This window comes from Burkholderia alba (assembly GCF_034721475.1).
Taxonomy (GTDB): Bacteria; Pseudomonadota; Gammaproteobacteria; order Burkholderiales; family Burkholderiaceae; genus Burkholderia; species Burkholderia alba.
On record NZ_JAWJWL010000012.1, the window covers coordinates 112,290 to 136,203 of the forward strand.

Genomic DNA, 23,914 nt, shown 5'->3' on the forward strand with positions numbered 1-23,914 from the left:
AAAAATGCGGGTGCCTGAGGAAAAGGGCGGTGGCGCCGTGCTCCGCACGCAGCGTCGCTTTTCGTGGCGCAGCGATTATAGGAAAGCGCTCCCCGCGCTGCAAACCTATTTCGGTCTGATCTGCAACACGGGGACGCCGCTGCGCCATCGAAGCCGATCGGCGGGTGCTGTCCGGGATCCGCGATAAACGAGAATGGCCGGCCACCGGCCGGCCACGCACCAGGAAAAGGCGACGACACCGACGTGGCGTCAGTCATTCACCGTGACGCCATTGCCGTGCACGCCGATCCGCACGTGCTCGCTCTCCAGATCGGCTCGCCTGACGACGAAGCTGTCGCCGGTGCGCAGGCGTTTCGGATTGGGGATGCCGGATGCGCCCGTCAGCGCACTGCTCCAGACGGGCGCCGCGGCGGTGCCGCGGTTGTAGTCGACGTGTACGTCCGCGTCGTTCGGCCCCGGATTGCGAATCGTCACCGGGGAATTCACGCCGAAGTCGAACAGAAGCGTTGCTTCGGCGGCGATGTTTTGCTGAGGCATGCTGGGCTCCTCGAAAGAGTGGTTGCATCTTCATCGCGGCGGCGACGCACGCATGCGCGTCGGCCCGACGACGTTCAGACGACGCCACACCCGTTTGCGCGGGTCTGGTGGCATCAGGTTAAGCAGGGGCGTCGCGCGAGAAAATGCACCGTTCGTTACGGGAGGTTCGTCCCGGAGAATCGACGGATATTCCGGGCGATGCCCGGACTCATGCCGCGATTGAAGATCGCTCGGCGGTTCCTGATCGTGCCTGCCGCTTCTGCAAAATCGATTCGCCGTTTCATGATCGACGGCCTGTTCCGTAGGATGTCTTCCGCCACATCGCGGATTGCTTCGTCGTTGACGGCCGAACCCGACAAAGCCGTGTTTTCCCGGTACATCCGTTAGTATGGTTGCCTCCTCTTCTCGTGACGAAGCCCGCCATGCCGCCCGACTTTGCCGCCCGCGCGGGGTTGCCCGACATGTCCGACGAACCCGTACGTACCGTCTGTCTTCGCCACGGACGAATCGCCTATGTGCTGTCTGGGGCGGGCGAGCCGACGGTCGTGCTGGAAACTGGACTTGGCGCGGAAAGCGCCGAATGGCGCGTGGTCCGTGCCGCGCTCGCGCGGCGCTACGGCGTACTCAGCTATGACCGGCCTGGACGAGGTCGCAGCGATCCGCCGCCAGCCGTGCGCAGCGCGGCCGGCCTGGCCGACGAGTTGCGAGACCTGTTGCGGGCCGTGAGCGCGCCCGGCCCCTACCTGCTGGTCGGCCATTCGTTCGGCGGTCTTCTGGTGCGGACGTTTGCCGAACGCTATCGCGCCGACGTGTGCGGGCTGGTCTTGGCGGAGTCGATGCACGCGCGTCAGTTCGACCTGTTCGCCGGTGCATTCGACGACGCGGATGTCCCCGAATCGCCCGAGCGATCCCGGATGCGCGCGTTCTGGACCGGAGGCTGGCGCGATCCGGAGGCGACGCCTGAACGCATCGATCTGGAGGCGAGTCTGCGCGAATCGGCCGGATTTTCTTCGCTGGGAGAATTGCCCGTCACCGTGGTCACAGCGAACGCGTTCGCGCGCTCACGGCTCTTTCCCGACGCATCGCGCGGCTCATTGCAGGCGCGCTGGGACGGTCTTCAGCACGATCTGCTGCGCTGCTCGGCGCGGGCCGTGCACATCAGCGTTCCGGCCAGCGAGCACTTCGTGCAGCGTGATGCGCCGCAGGCACTCGTGGAGGCGATTGTGGCGACCATCGGGCGGATGCGCGCCTCTCGCGGCGAGGGCGTCTGAACACCTTGCCGGTGGAACTTGAGCGTAACGCGCCGTGCTTGGATTGCCTTCGGATTCCTGATCGCCATTCGGGAGTCGCTTCCGGCATGGGATATCTTCCCGGCATCCAGATGCCGGCACGGTCATCACGGACACGATGGTCCAAGATCCTGACCGACCGTCGACCGGATCCGCGATTCTCATTCGGGCCGTGTTCCTCCGGGACCGAGTCGATCGCGCGCTGCGTCAGGGTTTCGCATCGGCTCCCGATACGGCATGCAGGGTCTCCGACGGCCGCTCGTCAAAGTCTTTCCGGGAGTGCCCGGCGAAACGCCCGGGACGGGCGAAACCGCAAGCCGGCGCGACGTCGCCCTCCCTTATCGCTCGCCATCGCGCACCTTTCCCGCACGCGCATGTTCAGCGAGTAATCGAGCGGCGCGCAGCCGATTCGCGCATGGAACCCGGTGCGCGGCTTTCGTTCGGCATAGTCCTGCCTTCCGGGGTTCGCCGAGCTCGCGGAAATCCGGCGGGACGCTCGGTCGCGAAACGGGCCACTTCCGTTGCAGGGGATGCCCGGCCTGCGTCGGCTTCGGCTACGGCGCCAGCGCGCGGACGGAGCCGCTGGGCACGCGCTCCTCGGCAGGCTTCACGAGCGTCCACAGCAGCACGACGCCGATCAGGTCGCCGAAGCCCAGCATGACGAAGAACGGCGTGTAGCCGATCGTGGTCACGAGCGCGCCCATCATCAGCGTGAAGATGAGGTTGCCGGCACCCGCCGACAGCCCGCCGAAACCGGTGATCGTCGCCACTTCATGACGGGGAAACAGATCGGCCGACATCGAGATGACGGTGATCGACAAGGTCTGATGCGCGAAGCCGCCGAGGCAGAGCAGGAGGATTGCCGTTGCGGGATCCTTCACGTAGCCGACGCCCGCCATCGCGGTCATGATCAGCGCGCCGAACGTGAACACCAGCCGCTTGCCGTTCAGGATCGTGATGTTGAAGCGCCGGTTCAGATAGAGCGAGACGGCGCCGCCCATCATGCAGCCGACATCCGCCGCGACGAAGGGGAGCCACGCGGTCATCGCGATCGCCTTCAGGTCGAAGCCGCGTGCCTGGTGCAGATAGAGCGGCATCCAGAAGACCAGCGTCATCCAGACGGGATCCGCGAAGAACCGCGGCAGCACGATCCCCCAGAAATTGCGCTGCGCGAAGATCCGGCGCAGCCGCGGGCGGGGCGCATCGCGATCCGGGGCGGCGGGCTCGTCGACGTTGATGTGCGCCATTTCCTCGGACGACAGCTGCGGATGCTCGTTCGGGTGCCGGTAGTAGCGCAGCCACAGCGCGGACCACACGAGGCCGACCGCGCCGGCGACGACAAAGGCGACGTGCCAACTGTAGCGCAGGATCGACCATGCGATCAGCGGCGGCGCGGCGATCGCGCCGATCGATGCGCCGATGTTCACGATGCCGGCCGCGAGTCCGCGTTCCCGAGGCGGAAACCAGTACGCCGCCGCGCGCATCCCGGCGGGCTGGAACGACGCCTCGGCAAGCCCGAGGGCGCCGCGCAGCACGAACAGTCCGATCCAGCCGTCGGCCAGCCCGTGCGCCATGCAGGCGATCGACCAGCCGACGCCGCACAGCAGGAAGCCGAAGCGAAGCCCGATGCGATCCATCATGTAACCCGTCAGCGGTCCGCCCAGCGGATAGGTGACGAGGAACGCGCCGGTGATCCAGCCGTACTGCGCGGTGCTGATGTGGAGATCCTGCATCACCGTCGGTGCGGCGACGCTCAGCGAACTGCGGGCCAGGTAGTTCGCCACCGTGCCCAGCGTCAGCAGCGCGATCATCCACCAGCGAAGGCCTTTTATTTTCGAGGTCATTGCGGCTTGTCTCCGAGAATTTGGGTGTCATGAGACCGGTGCGTCGGCGCGCGACTGCCACGAAGGGCGGTGCGGTGCGTGCGGACCAATCCTGGGTGCGACGGGGATTTCGGTCGCAGCAAATTAACACGAATCATACGATGTCTGTTCATCGTAGAATCGACTGAAGGGTTTGCAGGGATGCCGACCTACCTATTAGGCCGCTCGATAGATGTTTTAGTGAATGTTCTGTATTGACTGAGTGTGTTTTATTGATTGAATGGCGATTTTTAGTTTCTTTGATATAAGACGTCGTATAAATTGTGTGATATTTGATCCGATGGTCGAGAGCGGGTGAGCGTGACGGCGCGCCCCTCATGAAGGGGGGGCTCGGTGAAAGGCGTCGCCGCGCCGCGGCGTTCGCGGGAGAGGCCACCACCTGCGCCTGAAAGGGGCTGCCTGGAGGAAAAAGACTGGTCAGCCCGAGGCGGTTACACGGGTCCAACCTGCGCGCCTGCGCCGAGGGGGGGATGCGGGCTGTCGCTACCAGCCGACCCGCCCGGCGCGGAATGCATCGCCGCGCGCGACGACGCGTTGATCGCGAAGGCCCTGCATGACGATCTGCACGGCCTTCAGGCGCGCGATGTCGGGCAAGGCGATCAGCGCAAATGCCCGCTTCGCGGGAATCGGCAGATCGACGACCTGGACGCCGTCCGGAACGGGAAACACCGCGAGACGCGGCAGGATCGAATAGCCGATCCCATGCCTGACCATTGCCGTGATGCCGGTGTCGGTCGCGAGGGTGCGCGACGGTTCGGCGGAGAAGCCGGCCGCGCGGCATGGTTCGAGGATCGAGCGGGCGCCGGAGCAGTCGAGCTGGAGATACGGCAGGCCGTCGAATTGGGCCCACGAGATCGGCGCGCGCAGCGGCAGCGACGCGGGCGCGACCAGCGCGTAGGTATCCGCCACGTAGGAGTGGGCTACCAGACCTTGACTCACCGGCAAGTGCGCGACGCCGATCCCGGCGCGGCCCGTTTCGACGGCGTGCGTCACATCCTCGCGCTCCTCGCATCCGTCGTCGATGTCGATGCGTATGCCGGGCGCGGCGGCGGCCAGCGCCTCCAGCGCATGCGGCAGCACATGGGTGCTGATGCTACGGAAGCAGGCGATGCGCACCCGGCCGACGATCTCCGCCGGACGGTCCGCGAAATCCGCCAGGCTGTCGGCCAGGCGTACGATTTTCCGCGCTTTCGCCAGCACGCCGTGGCCGGCCTCGGTCGGCGCGCAGCCGTTGCGCGAGCGTGTCAGCAGCCGCGCGCCGAGGCTTGCCTCGAGCGTCGTGATCGCGTGGCTGATCCGCGACTGGGTGCATCCCAATTGGACGGCGGCCGCGCCGAATCCGCCGGTGTCGGCTACGGCGATCAGCATTTCCAGCTGGCTGAGCTTGGGTTTGGGCATGACGTCCATCGAAATTTTTCATGGATGAGCGCCCACTATCGGGGATTTCGGTTGTCGCGGAATCGATCGCGGCCGGATCATGCGGCCTTGACCATCTCTTTTTTTGAAAGGAACCCAGGATGAGTTCGCTGCCGCGGGATACCGTGCTGATCGTGATCGACGTACAACGAGCGTTCGACGACCCGCGTTGGGGTCAACGCAACAATCCCGGCGCGGAGCGCCATATCGCGGCACTGCTGTCGGGCTGGCGGCACGCGGGGCGGCCGGTGGTGCATATCCGGCATCGCTCGACGGAGCTGGACAGTCCGCTCCGCCCGGATCGCCCGGGCTTCGAGGTCAAGCCCGAAGCGCAATCGCAGCCGGGCGAGCCGGTGATCGACAAGGCGGTCAACAGCGCGTTCATCGGCACGGATCTCGAGCGGCGCCTGCGCGACGGCGGTGCGACGACGCTCGTGATCGTGGGCCTCACGACCGATCACTGCGTGTCGACCACGACGCGCATGGCCGGCAATCTCGGGTTCACGACCTATCTTGTCGCGGACGCTACGGCGACGTTCGAGCGCCGCGGCCCGGACGGCCGGCATTTCAGCGCGGAGCAGATGCACGAGACCGCGCTGGCGAGCCTGCACGGCGAGTTCGCGACAGTGGTTGACACCACCGACATTCTGGCCCGACTCTGAACGAAGGGAGACGCGCTTCGACGGCGGTTGTACGTGCCGCCGGATGCGGTCGTGAGTGCCGCCGTCGGAGGCGCGAGGCGGGCGCGGTGCACGGCGGCGTTCGCGCGTCCCCATGAAAAACGGCCCGCGTCGCGGTGGCGACGCGGGCCGTGTCGGCGCCGTCGGGGCCTGGCGCGGAACGCTTATTCCGCGGCCGGACGCAGGTGCGAGTAGCGGTTCAGGATCGGGATCATTTGCGCGTACAGTTTCGGATTCGCCGCGACGATCTCATGGCGATCGAGGAAGTCGGAGTCGCCCATGTAGTTGCCGACGAGGCCGCCCGCTTCGGTGATGAGCAGGCTGCCCGCCGCCATGTCCCACGCGTTGATGCCTTGTTCGAAGAAACCGTCGAGGCGGCCCGCCGCGACGTTCGCGAGATCGAGCGCGGCGGCGCCCGGGCGGCGCAACCCGGTGCAGGCCTGGGTCATTTCGATGAACAACTGGCTGTACGCTTCGAGGCCGTCCTTTTCGCGGAACGGGAAGCCGGTGCCGACCAGCGCGTCGGCAAGGCGGTCGCGGCGGCCGACGCGGATGCGGCGGTCGTTCAGGTACGCACCGCGACCGCGCGTGGCGGTAAACAAATCGTTGTTGTTCGGGTCGTAGACGACGGCCTGCGTGATCACGCCCTTGTGCGAGAGCGCGATCGACACGCAGTAGTACGGGAAGCCGTGGATGAAGTTGGTCGTGCCGTCGAGCGGGTCGATGATCCACTGGAATTCGGATTCGTTGTCCGACTGGCCCGATTCTTCCGCGAGGATCGCGTGGTCGGGGTAGGCGGTTTTCAGCGTCTCGATGATGGCGTCTTCCGACGCCTTGTCGATCTCCGTCACGAAATCGTTGTGCTGCTTCTTGCGGATCTCGATCAGATCGAGATCGAGCGATGCGCGGTTGATGATCTGTCCGGCGCGGCGCGCAGCCTTGACAGCGATATTGAGCATGGGATGCATGGGCCTGAATCCTGAAGCAGGCGGCGCGGGGCCGCCACAATATAGGGTGATCGAACCGGGCGAAGAGCGGTGCTCGGGTAGATGCACGGCGCATCGGGAGCACGCATTTCGTCGACGGAGGACGCGAATTGGCAAAGAACGGCGTGCGCGCCGTGACTCCGGCGGCGCACGCAAAAACGTGATTTTACCTGAGTCGCGGCGCCTTTTTGCGAATCGGGGGCGGGGAAACCCCCTGATTCGTCCGGATGAGTGCGGCGGCCGGCGGAGTTAGCGATACCATACCGGCTTCCGATCTATTGAACCGAACCGTTTTGGAAGACTCGCAGAAACCGTCCGCGCCTTTGTCGGGCGCGGCTTCTCCCCATCCGGCCCGACCCGGGCGCGGCGGCTTTACGTCCACCCGCTTCGTGCTCGTCGAGCCCAGCCATCCCGGCAACGTCGGGGCGGCGGCGCGCGCACTGAAGACGATGGGGTTCTCCCGGCTGGTGCTGGTCGCGCCGCGCGTGCCGCATGTCCAGAGCGATCCGGAAGCGATCGCGATGGCGAGCGGCGCCGACGACGTGCTCGCATCGGCACATGTCGTGCCGACGCTCGCCGACGCGCTGAACGGCGTGCACTGGTCGATCGCGCTGACCGCCCGGTCCCGCGAGTACGGGCCGCCTAGGCTCGCGCCGCGGGCCGCGGCGGGCGAGGCGTGCCGGCAGGTGGCGACGGGCGACATCGCGCTGGTGTTCGGCAACGAGCGCACCGGCCTGTCGAACGAGCACGTCGAGCGCTGCAGCGCGCTCGCGCATATCCCGGCGAACCCCGCGTACAGCTCGCTCAATCTGGCGCAGGCCGTGCAGGTGCTGTCCTACGAACTGCGCATCGCGTTTCTCGACCCGTCCGGCGAGCGCGTGCCGGACGCCGATGCGGGCACGCTCGCGCCGAGCGACGAAATCGAACGGATGTATGTCCATCTGGAAAACGCGCTGATCGCGCTCGAATTTCTCGATCCCCGCCATCCGAAGAAACTGATGTCGCGTCTGCGACGGCTGTTTGCCCGCACCGGCCTCGAGCGCGAGGAGGTGAATATCCTGCGCGGCATCGCCAAGCATGCGCTGCTGAAGGCGCGCGGCCCGGACAACAACGAATAGGCGTCGCCGCGCCGCCGGACGAATACCCCCTGCGGCGTCGGGGTGAACGCGGCGCGTCCAGCGCGCCCGCGCGAGTGGTCCTACAATCGACCGCACATCATGAAACGTCATAAGCAAAGCAGTCAAACCGATATCGGCCATGCCCGGCAGCCTCGTGCCGGGTTCCCTTTCCGCGACCCCATGTTCACGAGACTTCGCGAAGACATCGCCACGATCCGCGAGCGCGATCCCGCCGCCCGCAGCGCCTGGGAAGTGCTGACGTGTTATCCGGGCCTGCACGCGCTCGTGCTCCATCGCGCTGCGCACGCATGCTGGCGCCGCGGCTGGCACTGGCTCGGCCGTTTCGTATCGCAGTCGGGCCGGTTCCTGACCGGCATCGAGATCCATCCGGGCGCGGCGATCGGCCGGCGCGTGTTCATCGATCACGGGATGGGCGTGGTGATCGGCGAGACCGCCGTGATCGGCGACGACTGCACGATCTACCAGGGCGTGACGCTCGGCGGTACCTCGCTCACGCGCGGCGCGAAGCGTCATCCGACGCTGGCGCGCGGCGTGATCGTCGGCGCGGGCGCCAAGGTGCTCGGCGGATTCACGGTCGGCGAGGGCGCGAAGATCGGCTCGAACGCGGTGGTCGTGAAACCGGTGCCGCCGGGCGGCACCGCGGTCGGCAATCCCGCGCGGGTCGTCATGCCGGCCGATGCGCAACGCGCGCCGGAGCGCGCCGCATTCTGCGCATACGGGATCACGCCGAATGCCGACGATCCGATGTCGCTCGCGATCCACGGGCTCATCGATCATGCGGCGAAGGAGACCCAGCGGGTCGACGAGATCGTCGCCGCGCTCGAGCGTCTCGGTACTCGGCTGGAAGCGCTGCAGGGCGCGGACGGCGCGCAGCTGGATCTGCGCCGGCTGTCGGCCGCGCTGGAGGGCAGGGCGCTCGAACGTTGAGCCGGATGCGGGCGCCCGGTCGGCCGCGCGCGCCTGTCGTTGCGCCGGAAGGCAGCGTCGCGCGGGGCCGGGCAGTCGGTCGCTGGCGGAGCCGTTCAGCTCGGCGCCCGCCGCGTCAATCGAGCGGCAGCGCGCGAATCCCGTCCGCGTCCACGCACAAGTAGCCGCCGCGGTGCGGGCCGTGATCGAGTTCCCAGTCGGGCAGCACCCAGCGTGCGCCGCCAGCGTCGTCATGACGCGCGGGCCGATGCGTGTGTCCATGGATGAAGGTTTGCGCGCCGCTGAGCCGGAATAATGCGGCGACACCCCGCGCGGTCACGTCGTAGCGCGGCGAGGCGGGGCGGATTCTGCCCGCCTCGCTGTTGGCGCGCATCCGTTCGGCGAGGCGGCGGCGCCAGCGGAACGGACACGCGAGGAACAGCCATTGCGCGAGCCGGTTGCGCGCGAAACGCCGGAATATCTGATAGCCGCGGTCCGCCGTGCACTGCGCGTCGCCATGCGCGAGCACGATGCGTTTGCCGAACGCCATGATCACCGACGGATCGGGCAGCAGCATTGCGCCGGCGGCCTTCATGAAGCGCCTGCCGAGCAGGAAATCGCGGTTGCCGTGCATGACGTAGAGCGCGATGCCCCGTTCCGAGAACGTGTGCAGCAGCGCGGCCATGCGGGCGGCGAACGGATCGTCGTCGAGGATGTCGTCGCCGATCCAGTATTCGAACAGGTCGCCGAGAATGAACACGGAGTCGGCGCTGTCGGCGGTGAAGCGGACGAAATGCTCGAACGCCGCGACGGTGTTCGGGATCGACTCGCTCAGATGCAGGTCGGAAATGAACAGAAACGGGCGTGCCGCATTCGCGAGCTGATGCTCGCCCGGCACGCCCGCGGAGACGCTTCGCGGTGGTGTTTCCTGCAGCATCGAAGGGTCTCCTCGCGCCGCGTCAGACCGCGACGGCTTTTTCGATCACGACGTCGTCGTTCGGCACGTCCTGGTGGAAGCCCTTGCTGCCCGTCTTCACGGCCTTGATCTTGTCTACCACGTCCTGGCCTTCGACGACCTTGCCGAACACCGTGTAGCCCCAGCCCTGCGGCGTCGGCGACGAGTGGTTGAGGAAGTCGTTGTCGTTCACGTTGATGAAGAATTGCGCGGTGGCCGAGTGCGGATCGTTGGTGCGGGCCATGGCGACCGTGTAGGTGTCGTTCTTGAGGCCGTTGTTCGCCTCGTTGTCGATCGGCGCGTCGGTCGGCTTTTGCGTCATGCCCGGCTCGAAGCCGCCGCCCTGGATCATGAAGCCGTTGATCACGCGATGGAAGACGGTGCCGTCGTAGTGACCCTTCTTCACGTAGTCGAGGAAGTTCTCCACCGTCTTCGGCGCTTTCTCGGCGTCGAGTTCGAGCTTGATGACGCCGTGGTTCGTATGCAGTTCAACCATGATGATTCCTTCGATGAGGTGGTTTAAATGGCGCGCGGCCGGTCTGGACGACGCGGCCGCGCACGGGAGCCGGGCCTCGCAGCCTGCGGCTGGATGAGGCTTACTTCGAAACGATCGTCGCCGATTCGATCACGATCGGCTTTTCCGGCACGTCGCGCATCGGGCCGCGCACCGTCGTCGTCGTGGCTTCGATCTTCTTGACCACGTCGAGACCCGACACGACCTTGCCGAACACCGCGTAGCCGTTGCCGTCCGGGTTCGGATAGTCGAGCCCCGCATTGTCGACGGTGTTGATGAAGAACTGGGCGGTGGCCGAATCCGGGTCGCTCGTGCGTGCCATCGCGATGGTGCCCGTGAGGTTCTTCAGGCCGTTCTTGCTTTCGAGCGGAATCGGCGCGCGGGTCGGCTTCTCGTCGAAGTTGGGCTTGTAGCCGCCGCCCTGGATCATGAAGCCCTTGATCACGCGATGGAAGATCGTGCCGCTGTACTGGCCGGACTTCACGTAGTCGAGGAAGTTGGCGACGGTCTTCGGCGCTTTCTCCGGGTACAGCTCGACGCGGATGTCGCCCTGCGTGGTCTTGAACTGCACGACGGGATGCGCGGTAGCCGTTTGGGCGAACGCGGGCGCGGTCGCGAGGAGGGCGGCGCTGCCAAGCGCCAACAACAGACGTTTCATAACGATCCTCTGGGTGGGTGAAAGCAAGACGCGAATGCCGCGCGCCGCGGCTTACTGCGACGGCGTGGCGTAGTAGGGCGGGGTCGCCAGCGCGGCGCCCTGGCCGCCGCCGAACTGGAAGGTCGGCGACAGCGGCAGCGTGGTGGCCGACACGTTCGAGGCGGCCTGCTCGGCGCGCGCGCGCGTCGACGACGACGGGGCCGGCGCTTTCGCCTTCGGCGGCGACACGATCTTCTGCAGGTCGGCGAGGCGCTGCGCGGTGGTGCCGCTCGTGCGGCCGAGCGTCTGCGCGCGCTTGTACGATTCGGCCGCGAGCCGCAGGTACAGGTCGCCGAGATTCTCGTACGCCAGGCCGTAGCTCGGATTGGTCTGCGTGGCCGTGACGAGCGCGGCGCGCGCCTCGTCGTAGCGGCCGTGCTTCGCGTAGAGCGCCGCCAGGTTGTTGTAGGGCTCGGGAAGCTCCGGGTACGCCTGGGTCAGCTCGACGAACTGCTTGATCGCGTCGTCGTCGCGATTCATCCGGGCGAGCACGGTGCCGCGCTTGAACTGCGCCTGCACGTCGCGCGGGTTCGCCGCGATGCGCGCATCGAGCTGGGTCAGCGCCTGCGCCCAGTTCCGGTTCGAGATCGATGCGTCGATCTCGGGCGTGCCGTCGGTGGTCGACACGGCCTTCTGGGCATGGGCCGACACGGCCGGAAGGAGCATGAGCGCGGCGCCGAGGACGGCGGTCGCAACGAGGGTCGCAGCGCTCGGCGCGCGGCCGCGGGAAGGTTTCATAGGCTCAAATCGGAATGTTATACTGCGACCCATTCTAACAAAACGTCTGCGCGTTCCGGCGAGCCGCAGATAGTCTTTTGCCTCTCGTGGCCGTCACCGCTGTGCTGTAGTCTTGACCGCCGCATGTCACACCGAGGAAGCGCGCGGCCTGCGGCCGCGTTCGAGGTTCCGATCGGGCTTCACATGCAGGGCGAACATCGCCAAGGCGGTTTCCTTCGGCTCACGTTTCATCTCTATGGAATCACTGCGCATCTACAACACGCTCGCGCGTGACAAGCAAGTTTTCGTGCCGCGCCAGCCTGGCGAAGTACGGATGTACGTCTGCGGCATCACCGTGTACGACTATTGCCACGTCGGCCACGCGCGCATGATGGTCGTGTTCGACCTCGTGCAGCGCTGGCTGCGTGCGCTCGGCTATCGGGTCACGTACGTGCGCAACATCACGGACATCGACGACAAGATCATCCGCCGCGCGGTCGAGAACGGCGAGACGATCAAGGCGCTGACGAGCCGCTTCATTGCCGCGATGCACGAAGACACCGACGCGCTCGGCATCGAGCGGCCCGACCTCGAGCCGCGCGCGACGGAATTCATTCCGCAGATGCTCGGGATGATCGAAAAGCTCGAGGCGAACGGCTACGCTTATCAGGCGAAGGACGGCGACGTCAATTTCTCGGTGCGCAAGTTCGCGGGCTACGGCAGGCTGTCGGGCAAGTCGCTCGAGGACCTGCGGGCGGGCGAGCGGGTCACCGCGAACGACGCGAAGGAAGATCCGCTCGATTTCGTGTTGTGGAAGAGCGCGAAGGCGGGCGAACCCGACGACACCGGCTGGGCGTCGAAGTACGGGCGCGGGCGCCCCGGCTGGCATATCGAATGCTCGGCAATGGGCTGCACGCTGCTCGGCAACCATTTCGACATCCACGGCGGCGGTCAGGATCTGCAGTTCCCGCATCATGAAAACGAGATCGCGCAAAGCGAAGGCGCGACCGGGCAGACATTCGTCAATTACTGGATGCACAACGGTTTTGTGCAGGTGGATAGTGAGAAGATGTCGAAATCGCTCGGCAACTTCTTCACGATTCGCGAAGTGCTCGCGAAGTTCGATGCGGAAGTCGTGCGCTTCTTCATCACGCGTACGCATTACCGTTCGCCCCTCAATTACAGCGACGTGCATCTCGACGATGCGCGCGCGTCGCTGACGCGCCTGTATACGGCGCTGAAGGACGTGGCGCCGGATGCGGCCGCGCTCGATCGGGACGAAGCACATGCGCGGCGTTTTGCCGCCGCGATGAACGACGATTTCAACACGCCGGTCGCGGTGGCCGTGTTGTTCGAACTGGCAGGGGAGGTCAATCGCTCGCGCGATCCGGCACTGGCCCGTCAGTTGAAGCATCTCGCGGGGCTGCTCGGCCTGTTGGGCCGCGAGCCGCGCGCATTTCTGCAGCAGGCGGCGGGGGAGGCCCAGGCGGGCGCGCTCGCGGTCGAGGATATCGAGGCGAGGATCGCCGCGCGGGTCGCGGCGAAACAAGCAAAGGACTATGCCGAAGCGGACCGGATCCGGGCGGAATTGCTCGATGCGGGCGTCGCTCTTGAAGACAAACCGGGCGGATCGACCGAGTGGCGTCGCGTATGAGCGCGCCTCGTCTGTCCCACTGATCGACTCGCCAGGTAGGAGGCAAGATGGCAACGGCCAGAAAGGCGCCGGCTAAACGCGCGACGCCGCAATCGTTGGCGGCGGTGAAGACCGCCGGCAAGCGCACGCCGGCCGCGCAGAAAACGGCGGCGAAGCACGCCGCGCCGAATGGCGCGGTCAACGGTGCCGCCCATTCGCCGCGTCCGCGCGGCGCGGCGGCGAAACCCGCGCGCGCAAAGCTGAACGGCGAACTCGTCGCCGCGGCCGAGCGTGCAGCGGCCGCCGACATCGACACGTCGGGCCGTAAGGCACGCGTGTCCGAGGCCGCCGTGCCCGTGCAGGTGAGCGAGGCCGACATGGTCGCGCGCCCGCCGTACTGGGACAAGGCCTGCGCGGATCTCGTCAAGCGCGACCGGATTCTCAAGAAGCTGATCCCGAAGTTCGGCCCCGCGCATCTGGTCAAGCGCGGCGATCCGTTCGTCACGCTCGCGCGCTCGGTGGTCGGCCAGCAGATTTCGGTGGCGGCGGCGCAGTCGGTGTGGGAAAAGATCGAGGCGGCCTGTCCGCCGAAGATCGCGCCGCAGCCGGTCATCAAGCTCGGCCCGGACAAGCTGGTTGCGTGCGGGCTCTCGAAGCGCAAGTCCGACTACATCCTCGATCTGGCACAGCATTTCGTGTCGGGCGCGCTGCACGTCGACAAATGGACGTCGATGGAAGACGAGGACGTGATCGCCGAACTCACGCAGATCCGCGGCATCGGCCGCTGGACCGCGGAGATGTTCCTGATCTTCAATCTGTCGCGGCCGGACGTGCTGCCGCTCGACGATCTCGGCCTGATCCGCGCGATCAGCGTCAATTATTTCAGCGGCGAGCCCGTCACGCGCAGCGAAGCGCGCGAAGTGGCGGCGAACTGGGAGCCCTGGCGCACCGTCGCCACCTGGTACATGTGGCGCAGTCTCGACCCGCTGTCCAACGATAGCTGAAACAGGCTATTGCATTCCGTAAATCGATAGTTGCGACTCGGTTTTGATGCCGTCGCGCGCGGTTAGAATACGCGCTGCCGCAAGACCCAAGGATCCAAACACATGAAAACCACCTTTCTGGATTTCGAACAGCCGATCGCCGAACTCGAGGCAAAGATCGAAGAACTGCGTTTCGTGCAGGACGACTCGGCTGTCGATATTTCGGAAGAAATCGAGCGGCTGTCGAAGAAGAGCCAGCAGCTGACGAAGGATCTGTACGCGAACCTGACGCCTTGGCAGGTTTCGCAGATCGCTCGTCATCCGCAGCGCCCGTACACGCTCGACTACATCGGCGAGCTGTTCACCGATTTCCATGAGCTGCACGGCGATCGCGCGTTCGCGGACGACCAGTCGATCATCGGCGGTCTCGCGCGGTTCAGCGGCCACGCCTGCATGGTGATCGGCCATCAGAAGGGCCGCGACACGAAGGAGCGCGCCGCGCGCAACTTCGGCATGCCGCGTCCGGAAGGGTACCGGAAGGCCGAGCGCCTGATGCGTCTCGCCGAGAAGTTCGGCTTGCCGATCTTCACGTTCGTCGACACGCCGGGCGCGTATCCGGGCGTCGGCGCGGAAGAGCGCGGCCAGTCGGAGGCGATCGGCCGCAATCTGTACGTGATGGCCGAACTCAAGACGCCCATCATCACGACGATCATCGGCGAAGGCGGCTCGGGCGGCGCGCTCGCGATCGCCGGCGCGGACAACGTGCTGATGCTGCAGTTCTCGACCTATTCGGTGATCTCGCCGGAAGGCTGCGCATCGATCCTGTGGAAGAGTGCGGCGAAGGCGCCGGAAGCCGCGGAGGCGCTTGGCCTGACCGCGCATCGCCTGAAGGCGCTCGGCTTGATCGACAAGATCGTCAACGAGCCGCTCGGCGGCGCGCATCGCGATCCGAAAGGCATGGCTGCGCTGCTGCGCCGCGCGCTCGCCGATACGCTGCGTCAGTTCCAGGGCATGAGCATCGACGCGCTGCGCGAGCGCCGCTTCGAGCGTTTGATGGCCTACGGCAAGTTCAAGGAAACGACGCCGGGTGCGTAAGCACCGCTGGGTCGTCCGTCAGGCGCTTCGCGCCACGCTGCTGTGATTCCCCCCAACGAGTTCTCCGCCGAGCGCGTCGTGATCGACGCGGTCGGCGCGGCGTTGTCCGCGCTTCCCGCCGACGCGACGATCGCGCTCGCGTACAGCGGGGGACTCGACTCGACCGTGCTGCTCGATGCCGCGGTGAACGCGGCGGGGGCATCGCGCTGCGTCGCGCTGCACGTGCATCACGGCCTGAGCCCGAACGCCGACGCATGGCTCGCGCACTGCGCGGCCGAAGCGGCGGCGCGGGGCGTGCGGTTCGACGCGGCGCGCGTCGAGGTCGCGCGGCTGACCGGTCAAGGGGTCGAGGCGACCGCGCGCGAGGTGCGCTACCGCGCGCTCGAGACGCTGGCCGAGCGGTACGGAGCGACCGTGCTCTGGCTCGCGCAGCATGCGGACGACCAGGCCGAAACGGTATTGCTGCAGCTGCTGCGCGGCGCGGGGATCGCGGGGGTCGCGGCGATGGCGCCGGCGTACCGGCCCGCCGCGTCGGCGCTCGTGCGCACCCGTCCGCTACTGCATCTGCTTCGCGCGCAGCTCGAACGCTATGCGACGCATCGCGCGCTGCGTTGGATCGATGACGAATCGAACGCGGACACCCGCTATGCGCGCAACGCGCTGCGCATCGACGTGTTGCCGGTGCTCGCGGTGCACTTCCCCGGTTTTCGCGACGCGCTCGGTCGCACCGCGCAGCATGCGGCGGCCGCGCAGCGTCTGCTCGACGAACTGGCCGCGCTCGACCTGCGGGAGACGGTGCGCGACGAAGGGCGCGCGCTGTCGCGGGCGGCGCTGAGCGCGTTCGACGATGAACGCGGCGCGAATCTGCTGCGCTATTGGATGCGTTCGCTGGGTTTGCCCGGCGCATCGGCCGCGCGTTTGGCCGAGATGATGAAGCAGCTGCGTGACGCGCGCGATACGCATGCGTTGCGGGTCGACCATGCAGGGCAGTGCCTGCGCCTGTATCGCGACGACGTTTACTGGGAAGCGGGCGACAGTGCCGAGCCGGCCGACGAGCAGGCGTTGACGGTTCGCGAGGACAGCACGCTCGCGTGGCACGGCGAAGAAATCTGGCATTTGCCCGCGTGGCGCGGGACCTATCTGTTTCACCCGGCCGTCGCCGACGCGCGCGACGCCGTGCCGGAGGCCGTGCTGGCGCGCGGCGGGCTGACGGCGCGATCGCGCGTGGGCGGCGAACGGATGCGCACGTCGCCCACCGGCCCGGGACGGACCCTCAAGAATCTGTTCCAGGAGCGCGGCGTGCCGGCGTGGCAGCGCGATGTGCCGCTGCTTTACGCGGGCGGGCAGCTGTTGTTCGTGCCGAATCTCGGGGCGAATCGCGACGCGGCGGTCGTCGGCGCGGGCGAGGCGGGCGGATACCGGCGCATCGAATGGCGGCCCGACCTGCTGATCGCATGAAAACCGTCGCGCTTGCCGCGCCGTTTCCGGCACCGGGAACGCGTATGAAAAAGGGCCGCAATCGCCCGCCTGGCTTGTCAAGCAGACATTGATCGGGTACGCTCGGAAGTTTGCTCGGCTCGATTTTCGAGCGTTTTGTGCAGGTTTTCCGCGTGACGTACCCGGTTTGCGCGGCCTGATCCGCCTTCCGGGCAAATTCGCCACGCCTGCGTGCTGCGTTCCAGCCGTTCCCCTCGTCGTCCGTCCACAGCCAAAAGCCGCGTGACTGAACGGCACTGCGGTCTGTCCAGTTCGCCCGCGCGGCCTTTCCTTCAGTTCAGAACGACAATGGCACTCATCGTACATAAATACGGCGGCACTTCGATGGGCTCGGTCGAGCGCATCAAGAACGTCGCGAAACGCGTCGCGAAATGGCATCGGGCCGGTCACCAGATGGTGGTCGTCCCGTCGGCGATGTCCGGCGAAACGAACCGTCTGCTCGGTCTCGCGAAAGAGATCTCGAGCCAGCCGAGCCCGCGCGAGCTCGACATGATCGCGTCGACGGGCGAGCAGGTCAGCGTGGGTCTGCTGTCGATCGCGTTGCAGGAAATCGGCGTCGACGCGGTGAGCTACGCGGGCTGGCAAGTGCCGGTCAAAACGGACAGCGCCTTCACGAAGGCTCGTATCCACTCGATCGACGACGCGCGCGTGAAGCGCGATCTCGATGCGGGCAAGGTCGTGATGATCACGGGCTTCCAGGGCGTGGATCCGGACGGCCACATCACGACGCTCGGCCGCGGCGGCTCCGATACGTCGGCGGTGGCGGTGGCGGCGGCGCTGTCGGCGGACGAATGCCTGATCTATACCGACGTCGATGGCGTCTATACGACCGATCCGCGCGTCGTCGAAGAGGCGCGCCGGCTCGATCGCGTGACGTTCGAGGAAATGCTGGAAATGGCGAGCCTGGGCTCGAAGGTCCTGCAGATCCGCTCGGTCGAGTTCGCCGGTAAATATCAAGTGAAGACGCGCGTGCTGTCGAGTCTCACGGATCCGCAGATTGCGCTCGACGAGGAAATGCGCTCGGGCACCCTGATTACTTTTGAAGAAGACGAGACCATGGAAAAGGCAGTCATTTCCGGCATCGCGTTCCAGCGCGACGAAGCCCGTATCGGAGTGATGGGTGTGCCCGACAAGCCGGGCATCGCCTATCAGATCCTGGGCCCGGTGGCCGATGCGAACATCGACATCGACATGATCATCCAGAACCAGAGCGTTCAGGGCAAGACCGACTTCACGTTCACGGTCGGCCGCGGCGATTACCAGAAGGCGATGGATATCCTCACCAATCAGGTGAAGGGCCATGTGAATGCCGAGCAGGTGCAGGGCGACCCGAAGGTGTCGAAGGTGTCGGTGGTCGGCGTGGGCATGCGCTCGCACGTCGGCGTCGCGAGCACGATGTTCCGCACGCTGTCGGAAGAGGGCATCAATATCCAGATGATCTCGACCTCCGAGATCAAAATCTCGGTGCTGATCGACGAGAAGTACATGGAACTGGCGGTGCGCGCGCTGCACAAGGCATTCGAACTCGACCAGGGCTAATGAAATTTCTGTGACGCGTCCGAAGAAAGTGCGTCGCAGAAATTGACCTCGGCCCCGTAACCCTATATTATCTTGGTTTCGTCGCACTGCCTCCCTGGTGCGAGCGAAGGTTTGGGAGACGTGGCCGAGAGGTCGAAGGCACTCCCCTGCTAAGGGAGCATCTGGGCCAAAACCTGGATCGAGGGTTCGAATCCCTCCGTCTCCGCCAAAAGCGGTGAGAAAGCCCCGTAAGTTTAAGGACTTACGGGGCTTTTTGTTTTTCGGTTGTATCGGACAGCCAAAGAACCCGCCAAACGATGAACACCTGGATAGCGCATCGTTGCTGCATCGATGTCTTGCTCATGTGATCGTGAACCGACGATTGCCAAGGCAGTCCGATCACCGGCGCGCACAACTGCTCAGGATCGAGTGCGGCCGCAGGTCGTCACTGGGCGCCCTCTATAATGGCGTCAGCAAATTCCGGCTTCCTCAAGCTGGACCGTGGGGGAACGCAACACGTATGACGGTCGCGTTCCGCGCAGCACGGAAATCAGCACAGTTCATAACTTCAGAGGTCAAAATGTTGAAGTGGCTATTCGGTGCCAATCAGTCCGCTAGAGCAGCCGAGGAGATTCCGGTCGAACGGCCCGCGGCCCTCGCCATTTCACCGGCATCGTATTTGAGCCCTGGTCTAGCGGTCGTCGAGAATTGGGATTGGCCGTCGCCGGATGAGATTCGCGGGAGTCTGCTGAGCAATGATTGCGGCGACGTGTGGCGACGAATTCCGAACGGCCACAAGTGGCTCAACTACTTCGATTCCTATGAGGCGCTATTTTCCCGTTTCCGCGGCAAGGCGCCCAGGGTGCTCGAGATAGGAGTGGACCGTGGTGGCTCGCTGGTCCTGTGGCAGAAATACTTCGGCGCCGATAGCCAGATCGTCGGCATCGACATCAACCCCGACTGCGCGGCATTTAACGATCCCGCGAATGGCGTCCATGTACGCATCGGCTCACAAGACGACCCCAAGTTTCTTGGAGCGGTTGTCGATGAGTTCGGCCCGTTCGACATTATCATCGACGATGGCAGCCATGTCGTTTCGCATCAGATCGCGTCGTTCAATGCCCTCTTTGATCGGGGGGTCAAGACGGGCGGGATCTACATGGTCGAGGACCTCGAAACGTCCTATTGGGGCAAGCGCAGTGGCCAAGCCGACCTTCCGGTAACATTCATCGATTTCGCGCGCTCGGTGCTTGATCTCATGCATCAACCCTATGTCGACCATGACTACATGACCTTCCGAATTGAGGCGACGCCTGGAACGTCGCTCAAAGTGCCGCGCATCGCCAAGCTTGTCGACCAAATCCGATTCTTCGACTCGATCGCTGCGTTTTATCGCACCGATCGATTGCCACCGGTGGTGGAGTACTTGTTTGAAGCGCCGCAAGCGTAAATTCTTTGTCGTGCCAGTTGCCGCGCGTCGCGAGGCGCGCCAGCCAGCTGTCCTTGCTGTTTCGGGTACTCACGACTTGCCTGCTTCCTCCCATGTGACCCACTTCGGTGTTCCAGGCCAAATCTAGAGCGAATTCTGAGGCGTTTCGGGTTCCGCCTGATTCGGCGAAAGTACCGGCTGACGGACGAATTCGCCTGGCGCCAACTCTTTGGGAGCAGCGTGAGGTTGGCTCTCGTTGTAACCCCGATGCCTCGACGATCGGCTTGGCTTCACCCAACATCTCGAACCCATGCAGGGTCAAGCACTCGTCGTGGAATGAGTCGTTAAACGCTTCGATGTGGCAATTGTCTGTCGGCTTACCTGGCCTGACGAAGTCGACTTTTTGCTCTGTCGCGATACACCCACACGTCGAGCAGGCGCCCAGAAAATGTGCTGCCGTCGTCGACAAACAGATGCCGAGGAGCCCCGCCCCGAGCGGCGATTCGACTCGGTGCAGACGCCACGTGTTCACCTTTCAACCGTTGTCCCAAAGCGGATCAGGGGCGGCGTGATCAGTCACGGGGCACGTTACGGATCACGCCGTTTCTCATGGACCGACGATCGCAGTCGACCGGTGCCATTGCCGACATCGACGACATCGATGGCCGGACCGCCCTCCGATCCCGACGCCTTTACATCGAGCGCACCCGCTTCCAGACCGAGATTGGAATATCACCGTTCGGGCGGGGCACCACGCGATAACTCAACTCGTCGCCCTTCAGTTCATAGTGGCGGACCTGCCGCTCGCCTTCCCAGTTGGGGTACAGCGACTTCCGAATCGAAAACGTGAGCGTTCCGGCCATGGTGTCGGCGCTGATCATGCCGAAGTGCGAGCTTGCTCCCATCACCGCCTCCTTGAATTCGTCCGGCGTTCCCATGGGCTTGTCACCCGACGCGAAGCGGGGACGCTCGGTCTTGTAGATCTGCAAGGTATAGCGCCCCTCGCGGTCGATCATCAGCAACCCGGCGGGCGCGGCGCCGAAATCCCGGCCCCGGGTGCCGTCGGGGTGAAGGACGTCGGCGGCCACCAGCGACCAGGTGCCGACCAGCATGGGATCGATCATCATCGAATCGGCGGCGTTCGCGCCGGGTGCGCCGAGTGTGCCGGTCACGCAAAACGTACCGATCAGCGCGGCTTTGAGCAGGGTGGTTGCTTTCATGTTCGGAGGGTCTCCAGGGGGGGGCGGGAAAACGTCGTGTCACGACGTGCGGTAGCGTCGCTCAGGCCGACGATGAAACCGTCTCGACATCGGCGCGAAGCGGCGGGTGCTCGGATTGGAGGAACTGGCCGACGCCGGCGCGTCGGCTCGCGAAGGCGACGACCGGAATGAGGATCAGCATCGACGCGGCTTGCCAGAGATACAACTGGCGATACAGATGCCGTCCGGCACTCATCGCGACGATGCCGTAGACGACCAAGCCCGCGACACCATTGAGCACGTTGAACGTTGCGCCGACGCGCCCCTGGTAGAGCGGGTCGGTCGCGCGTTGCGCGGCGCTCAACGCGATCACGCTGCTCTGAAAACTGACGCCGAGGCCGACATAGGTCGCGAACGCGACCGCCAGCCCGTGGCATTGCGCGAAGACCAGCAGGCTGAGCGCGGCGACAAGGAACGCCAGCATCAGGACGGTGCGGCGGCCGAGCCGATCGGCCAGCCGGACCACGAAGAACCCGCTCGCGATCGCGCCGAGTGCATAGCCCGCATCGATCTTGCCGAACGCCGCGGCGTCGAGATGCAGTTCCTCGCGCACGAACGGAGCCAGCATGGCATTGATGCCGAAGATCACGGTCAGGTTGGCGAGCATGAGTCCGTAGAAGAAGGCGATCGCGGGGCGTTGCGCAATGTGGCGCAACCCTTCGCGCAGATCGCTCGCATGTCGGCGCGGACGGCTTGCGGCGGCGCGGGACAGCGGCGGCGCGGCGTGCATTCGGCGTGCGACGACGAAGCCGGTCAGCGCCGACAGCAGATAGGTCGAACTGGCCACGCCGATCGTCGCGGCCGCCCCGATGGTGGCGAGCGCCAGGCCGGAGGCGGCGGCACCGAATATCTGGCCTGTCTGGCCGGTGACGACGGTCAGTGCGTTGAGACGGAAGATTTCCTGCGAGGTGGCCTCGCGTGCGAGCGCCGCCCGCCACGACAGCGTCTGGATCTCGTTGCCGAGCGCGATCAGAAAGCTGACCGAATACGCGAGGCTCGCCGTTGCATACCCCATGGCATAAAGCCCGCCGTAGCCGGTCAGCACGATCCACCGGAGCACCTCCGCCCGCCACGCGAGGCGTGCCGGCTGACTGCGATCCACGGCCAAGCCGATGGCGGGCGACAGCAGCAGGCTGGGAAGAATGGTCATGACGAGGGTGATCGCGGCGCTCGACGCGCGTCCCGTGATCTCGATGATCAGCCAGGTGTTGATGAGGAAGAAAAAGCCCGTGCCGATCTTGGCGCTGGCGATCGTCGCTCCGTAGAGACGTACGGTCTGGGGTGTCACGCCGCCCATCCTGAAAGAACCGAATGGGCCGACAATAAGCGCTTTAGAATGGTAAGAAAATTCGATAATCCTGAAGCGACATATTCGGAAAACTGAACCATGGGCCGAATCAATCTCGACATGGACGTGCTGCGCACGGTCGTTACCGCGCAACAGCTGGGGAGCTTCAATCGTGCGGCCGACCGGCTGGGCCGTTCGCAGTCGGCGGTCAGCCAGCAGGTTCGCAAGATCGAGGAGCAGGTCGGCGAGCCGTTGTTCCAGAAGCAGGGACGGGGGCTCGTGCCGACGGCGGCCGGCGAGATCGTGCTCGCCTATGCGCGCCGGATTCTGGATCTCAACGACGAAGCCGTTTCCGCGGTGCGTGGTTTCGCGATCGATGGGCAGGTGCGCGTGGGTCTGCCCGCCGATTTCGCCGAAACGTGGTTGCCCGCCGTGCTGGGGCGCTTCAAGCGGGCGCATCCGGCGGTTCGCGTCGAAGCGGTGGTGGACGGCAACGCGAGCTTGCTCGTGAGCCTCGACAAGGGCGACCTGGATCTGGTTCTCGCGCTCGGCAACGAAGCCCGCCAGGATGCCGAACAGGTGGGCGTGCTGCCGCTGCACTGGATCGGCCCGCTCTCGGTCGAGACGCTGTGGGCGCGGGGAGAGCCGATTCCGCTCGCGATGTATCAGGCGCCGTGTTTTTTTCGGCGGCACGCGCTCGCGGCGCTGGACGGCGCCGGTCTGCCGTGGCGGATCGCATTCACGAGTCCGAGCCTGCATGGCTTGTGGGCAGCGGTGGAAGCGGGCCTGGGCGTGACGCTGCGCACGGCCATCGGCTTGCCGGATCGGGTGGGCATCGTCCGCGACGCGACGCGATTGCCGCAGGATCTGCCGAGCCTCGCCGTCTCGCTGCACGACGGCGGCCGACCCCTGCAACCGGCGGCTGCCCGGCTGCGGGACGTCGTCCTCGAGATCCTGGCGGATACGCTGCCGGAACTGGCGGGTCCGCAAGCGGTACGGACTGCGGCGCGTTAAGCGCGCGCGGGGGATCGCTCCGGAGTGGGGGGCCGTGTGCGTTGCGTGTCCCGGCGCAGATGCCCGATGCCGGCGCATCCGGCGCCGACTGGGTGTCGCCAAGGGAGTGCCCGCCGGACGATGAGCGGCGGCGGTCTTGAGTCGGTCGTCGGCGGAGCCAAGAGCCTTGCACAATATCGCCGCGTCGACGACGAGATCGCGATAGGGTTCGGAAACTCACGGGGCTGCCGATAGCGGTCCGACTGGTAGCCGATATTGATCCAGTGGAGAGTTTCGCATCGACGGCATCCATGCGCGATGCGTGAAGCAGGGCGTTGCACGCGGCGAAGGCGGTCGAATGACGATACGGTGTGGCGCCTATGTCCAGCCGCTCGCAGCCAGACAATCAGACGGCCATGCAACCGCGTCGCCGGCTTGCAGCGCATTGGCGAACACGGTAGCCGACGGTATGCCGGAGCTTCCTGGGTCGCGAGCGGGTC

Annotated in this window: 20 protein-coding genes, 1 tRNA gene and 3 pseudogenes; 12 read left to right on the forward strand and 12 right to left on the reverse strand. The window is 65.6% G+C overall.

The genetic code is table 11. From position 1 onward, the window contains the following. Nucleotides 1–249: 249 nt before the first annotated feature. Complete coding sequence (locus RZR99_RS15680; RefSeq protein ID WP_323120695.1) at nt 250–537, reverse strand: hypothetical protein; 288 nt, start codon at nt 535–537, stop codon at nt 250–252. A gap of 422 nt (nt 538–959) precedes the next feature. On the opposite strand from RZR99_RS15680, the gene RZR99_RS15685 reads away from it, so the two are divergent. Then, entirely contained in the window at nt 960–1,808 is an 849-nt protein-coding gene (locus RZR99_RS15685; RefSeq protein WP_323120696.1) for an alpha/beta fold hydrolase, read from the forward strand. Between the two features lie 572 nt (nt 1,809–2,380). Here RZR99_RS15685 and RZR99_RS15690 read toward each other — a convergent pair. Both RZR99_RS15690 and RZR99_RS15695 read right to left on the reverse strand, forming a co-directional pair. Further along, complete coding sequence (locus tag RZR99_RS15690; RefSeq protein ID WP_323120697.1) at nt 2,381–3,670, reverse strand: MFS transporter; 1,290 nt, start codon at nt 3,668–3,670, stop codon at nt 2,381–2,383. A 522-nt stretch (nt 3,671–4,192) separates the two neighbouring features. Next, nucleotides 4,193–5,107 carry a LysR family transcriptional regulator gene (locus tag RZR99_RS15695; RefSeq protein WP_323120698.1) on the reverse strand — a complete coding sequence of 305 codons (915 nt, stop codon included), beginning with the start codon at nt 5,105–5,107 and terminating at the stop codon, nt 4,193–4,195. 119 nt (nt 5,108–5,226) lie between these two features. On the opposite strand from RZR99_RS15695, the gene RZR99_RS15700 reads away from it, so the two are divergent. Further along, a complete protein-coding gene (locus RZR99_RS15700; RefSeq protein ID WP_323120699.1) occupies nt 5,227–5,787 on the forward strand; it encodes a cysteine hydrolase family protein in 561 nt (186 codons plus the stop codon). Between the two features lie 182 nt (nt 5,788–5,969). On the opposite strand, the gene RZR99_RS15705 is transcribed toward RZR99_RS15700, so the two are convergent. After that, entirely contained in the window at nt 5,970–6,773 is an 804-nt protein-coding gene (locus RZR99_RS15705) for an inositol monophosphatase family protein (RefSeq protein WP_323120700.1), read from the reverse strand. A 311-nt stretch (nt 6,774–7,084) separates the two neighbouring features. Here RZR99_RS15705 and RZR99_RS15710 point away from each other — a divergent pair. Then, nucleotides 7,085–7,891, forward strand: a pseudogene (locus tag RZR99_RS15710) (RNA methyltransferase); the annotation flags it as partial. A gap of 198 nt (nt 7,892–8,089) precedes the next feature. Continuing rightward, nucleotides 8,090–8,857 (forward strand): serine O-acetyltransferase, encoded by a 768-nt coding sequence (cysE, locus tag RZR99_RS15715; RefSeq protein ID WP_323120702.1) that lies wholly within the window; start codon nt 8,090–8,092, stop codon nt 8,855–8,857. A 115-nt stretch (nt 8,858–8,972) separates the two neighbouring features. Here the strand turns inward: cysE and RZR99_RS15720 are convergent, their stop codons facing one another. The 4 genes from RZR99_RS15720 to RZR99_RS15735 all read right to left on the reverse strand — a co-directional run bounded on the left by RZR99_RS15720 (nt 8,973) and on the right by RZR99_RS15735 (nt 11,740). Then, complete coding sequence (locus RZR99_RS15720) at nt 8,973–9,773, reverse strand: UDP-2,3-diacylglucosamine diphosphatase (RefSeq protein WP_323120703.1); 801 nt, start codon at nt 9,771–9,773, stop codon at nt 8,973–8,975. Between the two features lie 22 nt (nt 9,774–9,795). Further along, nucleotides 9,796–10,287: a peptidylprolyl isomerase gene (locus RZR99_RS15725; RefSeq protein ID WP_323120704.1), complete on the reverse strand. Its 492-nt coding sequence runs from the start codon at nt 10,285–10,287 to the stop codon at nt 9,796–9,798. Between the two features lie 100 nt (nt 10,288–10,387). Then, complete coding sequence (locus RZR99_RS15730; protein ID WP_323120705.1) at nt 10,388–10,963, reverse strand: peptidylprolyl isomerase; 576 nt, start codon at nt 10,961–10,963, stop codon at nt 10,388–10,390. 51 nt (nt 10,964–11,014) lie between these two features. Next, the gene (locus tag RZR99_RS15735) at nt 11,015–11,740 is read right to left on the reverse strand and encodes a tetratricopeptide repeat protein (RefSeq protein WP_323120706.1); all 726 of its coding nucleotides are present in this window, start codon (nt 11,738–11,740) and stop codon (nt 11,015–11,017) included. Nucleotides 11,741–11,975: 235 nt separating this feature from the next. Here RZR99_RS15735 and cysS point away from each other — a divergent pair, with 235 nt between their 5' ends. The 4 genes from cysS to tilS all read left to right on the forward strand — a co-directional run bounded on the left by cysS (nt 11,976) and on the right by tilS (nt 16,888). After that, entirely contained in the window at nt 11,976–13,373 is a 1,398-nt protein-coding gene (cysS, locus tag RZR99_RS15740) for a cysteine--tRNA ligase (protein WP_323120707.1), read from the forward strand. A 47-nt stretch (nt 13,374–13,420) separates the two neighbouring features. Beyond that, entirely contained in the window at nt 13,421–14,356 is a 936-nt protein-coding gene (locus tag RZR99_RS15745) for a DNA-3-methyladenine glycosylase family protein (RefSeq protein ID WP_323120708.1), read from the forward strand. A gap of 102 nt (nt 14,357–14,458) precedes the next feature. Beyond that, nucleotides 14,459–15,430, forward strand: a complete 972-nt coding sequence (locus tag RZR99_RS15750; RefSeq protein WP_323120709.1) for an acetyl-CoA carboxylase carboxyltransferase subunit alpha — start codon at nt 14,459–14,461, stop codon at nt 15,428–15,430. A gap of 42 nt (nt 15,431–15,472) precedes the next feature. Continuing rightward, nucleotides 15,473–16,888, forward strand: coding sequence for a tRNA lysidine(34) synthetase TilS (gene tilS / locus RZR99_RS15755; protein WP_323120710.1), 1,416 nt, complete (start codon nt 15,473–15,475; stop codon nt 16,886–16,888). A gap of 108 nt (nt 16,889–16,996) precedes the next feature. Here the strand turns inward: tilS and RZR99_RS15760 are convergent. Next, a pseudogene (locus tag RZR99_RS15760) lies at nt 16,997–17,233 on the reverse strand (hypothetical protein); the annotation flags it as partial. Here RZR99_RS15760 and RZR99_RS15765 point away from each other — a divergent pair. The 3 genes from RZR99_RS15765 to RZR99_RS15775 all read left to right on the forward strand — a co-directional run bounded on the left by RZR99_RS15765 (nt 17,216) and on the right by RZR99_RS15775 (nt 19,895). Next, on the forward strand, nt 17,216–18,466 hold the full coding sequence (locus RZR99_RS15765) for an aspartate kinase (protein ID WP_323120711.1): 1,251 nt from the start codon (nt 17,216–17,218) through the stop codon (nt 18,464–18,466). The pseudogene RZR99_RS15760 and the gene RZR99_RS15765 overlap by 18 nt on opposite strands. Nucleotides 18,467–18,580: 114 nt before the next feature. Further along, nucleotides 18,581–18,674 (forward strand) — tRNA-Ser (locus RZR99_RS15770). Between the two features lie 291 nt (nt 18,675–18,965). Continuing rightward, nucleotides 18,966–19,895, forward strand: a complete 930-nt coding sequence (locus RZR99_RS15775) for a class I SAM-dependent methyltransferase (RefSeq protein ID WP_323120712.1) — start codon at nt 18,966–18,968, stop codon at nt 19,893–19,895. 262 nt (nt 19,896–20,157) lie between these two features. Here RZR99_RS15775 and RZR99_RS33335 read toward each other — a convergent pair. From RZR99_RS33335 to RZR99_RS15785, 3 genes and pseudogenes are all read right to left on the reverse strand, one after another. After that, a pseudogene (locus RZR99_RS33335) lies at nt 20,158–20,406 on the reverse strand (integrase core domain-containing protein); the annotation flags it as partial. Between the two features lie 160 nt (nt 20,407–20,566). Then, nucleotides 20,567–21,094 (reverse strand): lipocalin-like domain-containing protein, encoded by a 528-nt coding sequence (locus tag RZR99_RS15780; RefSeq protein ID WP_407655456.1) that lies wholly within the window; start codon nt 21,092–21,094, stop codon nt 20,567–20,569. A gap of 61 nt (nt 21,095–21,155) precedes the next feature. After that, entirely contained in the window at nt 21,156–22,430 is a 1,275-nt protein-coding gene (locus RZR99_RS15785; protein ID WP_323120713.1) for an MFS transporter, read from the reverse strand. 90 nt (nt 22,431–22,520) lie between these two features. Here RZR99_RS15785 and RZR99_RS15790 point away from each other — a divergent pair, with 90 nt between their 5' ends. Next, on the forward strand, nt 22,521–23,435 hold the full coding sequence (locus RZR99_RS15790; protein ID WP_323120714.1) for a LysR substrate-binding domain-containing protein: 915 nt from the start codon (nt 22,521–22,523) through the stop codon (nt 23,433–23,435). Nucleotides 23,436–23,914 lie beyond the last annotated feature (479 nt).

Excerpts from the sequence above, each read along its gene's own strand:
- RZR99_RS15720 (WP_323120703.1), bottom strand. The coding sequence starts at position 9,773 with ATGCTGCAGGAAACACCACCGCGAAGCGTCTCCGCGGGCGTGCCGGGC.
- RZR99_RS15790 (WP_323120714.1), top strand. The coding sequence starts at position 22,521 with ATGGGCCGAATCAATCTCGACATGGACGTGCTGCGCACGGTCGTTACC.
- RZR99_RS15735 (WP_323120706.1), bottom strand. The coding sequence starts at position 11,740 with ATGAAACCTTCCCGCGGCCGCGCGCCGAGCGCTGCGACCCTCGTTGCG.
- RZR99_RS15765 (WP_323120711.1), top strand. The coding sequence starts at position 17,216 with ATGGCACTCATCGTACATAAATACGGCGGCACTTCGATGGGCTCGGTC.
- RZR99_RS15745 (WP_323120708.1), top strand. The coding sequence starts at position 13,421 with ATGGCAACGGCCAGAAAGGCGCCGGCTAAACGCGCGACGCCGCAATCG.
- RZR99_RS15725 (WP_323120704.1), bottom strand. The coding sequence starts at position 10,287 with ATGGTTGAACTGCATACGAACCACGGCGTCATCAAGCTCGAACTCGAC.
- RZR99_RS15780 (WP_407655456.1), bottom strand. The coding sequence starts at position 21,094 with ATGAAAGCAACCACCCTGCTCAAAGCCGCGCTGATCGGTACGTTTTGC.
- RZR99_RS15680 (WP_323120695.1), bottom strand. The coding sequence starts at position 537 with ATGCCTCAGCAAAACATCGCCGCCGAAGCAACGCTTCTGTTCGACTTC.
- cysE (WP_323120702.1), top strand. The coding sequence starts at position 8,090 with ATGTTCACGAGACTTCGCGAAGACATCGCCACGATCCGCGAGCGCGAT.
- RZR99_RS15695 (WP_323120698.1), bottom strand. The coding sequence starts at position 5,107 with ATGCCCAAACCCAAGCTCAGCCAGCTGGAAATGCTGATCGCCGTAGCC.
- RZR99_RS15730 (WP_323120705.1), bottom strand. The coding sequence starts at position 10,963 with ATGAAACGTCTGTTGTTGGCGCTTGGCAGCGCCGCCCTCCTCGCGACC.
- RZR99_RS15705 (WP_323120700.1), bottom strand. The coding sequence starts at position 6,773 with ATGCATCCCATGCTCAATATCGCTGTCAAGGCTGCGCGCCGCGCCGGA.
- RZR99_RS15690 (WP_323120697.1), bottom strand. The coding sequence starts at position 3,670 with ATGACCTCGAAAATAAAAGGCCTTCGCTGGTGGATGATCGCGCTGCTG.
- RZR99_RS15785 (WP_323120713.1), bottom strand. The coding sequence starts at position 22,430 with ATGGGCGGCGTGACACCCCAGACCGTACGTCTCTACGGAGCGACGATC.
- RZR99_RS15750 (WP_323120709.1), top strand. The coding sequence starts at position 14,459 with ATGAAAACCACCTTTCTGGATTTCGAACAGCCGATCGCCGAACTCGAG.
- cysS (WP_323120707.1), top strand. The coding sequence starts at position 11,976 with ATGGAATCACTGCGCATCTACAACACGCTCGCGCGTGACAAGCAAGTT.
- RZR99_RS15700 (WP_323120699.1), top strand. The coding sequence starts at position 5,227 with ATGAGTTCGCTGCCGCGGGATACCGTGCTGATCGTGATCGACGTACAA.
- RZR99_RS15685 (WP_323120696.1), top strand. The coding sequence starts at position 960 with ATGCCGCCCGACTTTGCCGCCCGCGCGGGGTTGCCCGACATGTCCGAC.
- RZR99_RS15775 (WP_323120712.1), top strand. The coding sequence starts at position 18,966 with ATGACGGTCGCGTTCCGCGCAGCACGGAAATCAGCACAGTTCATAACT.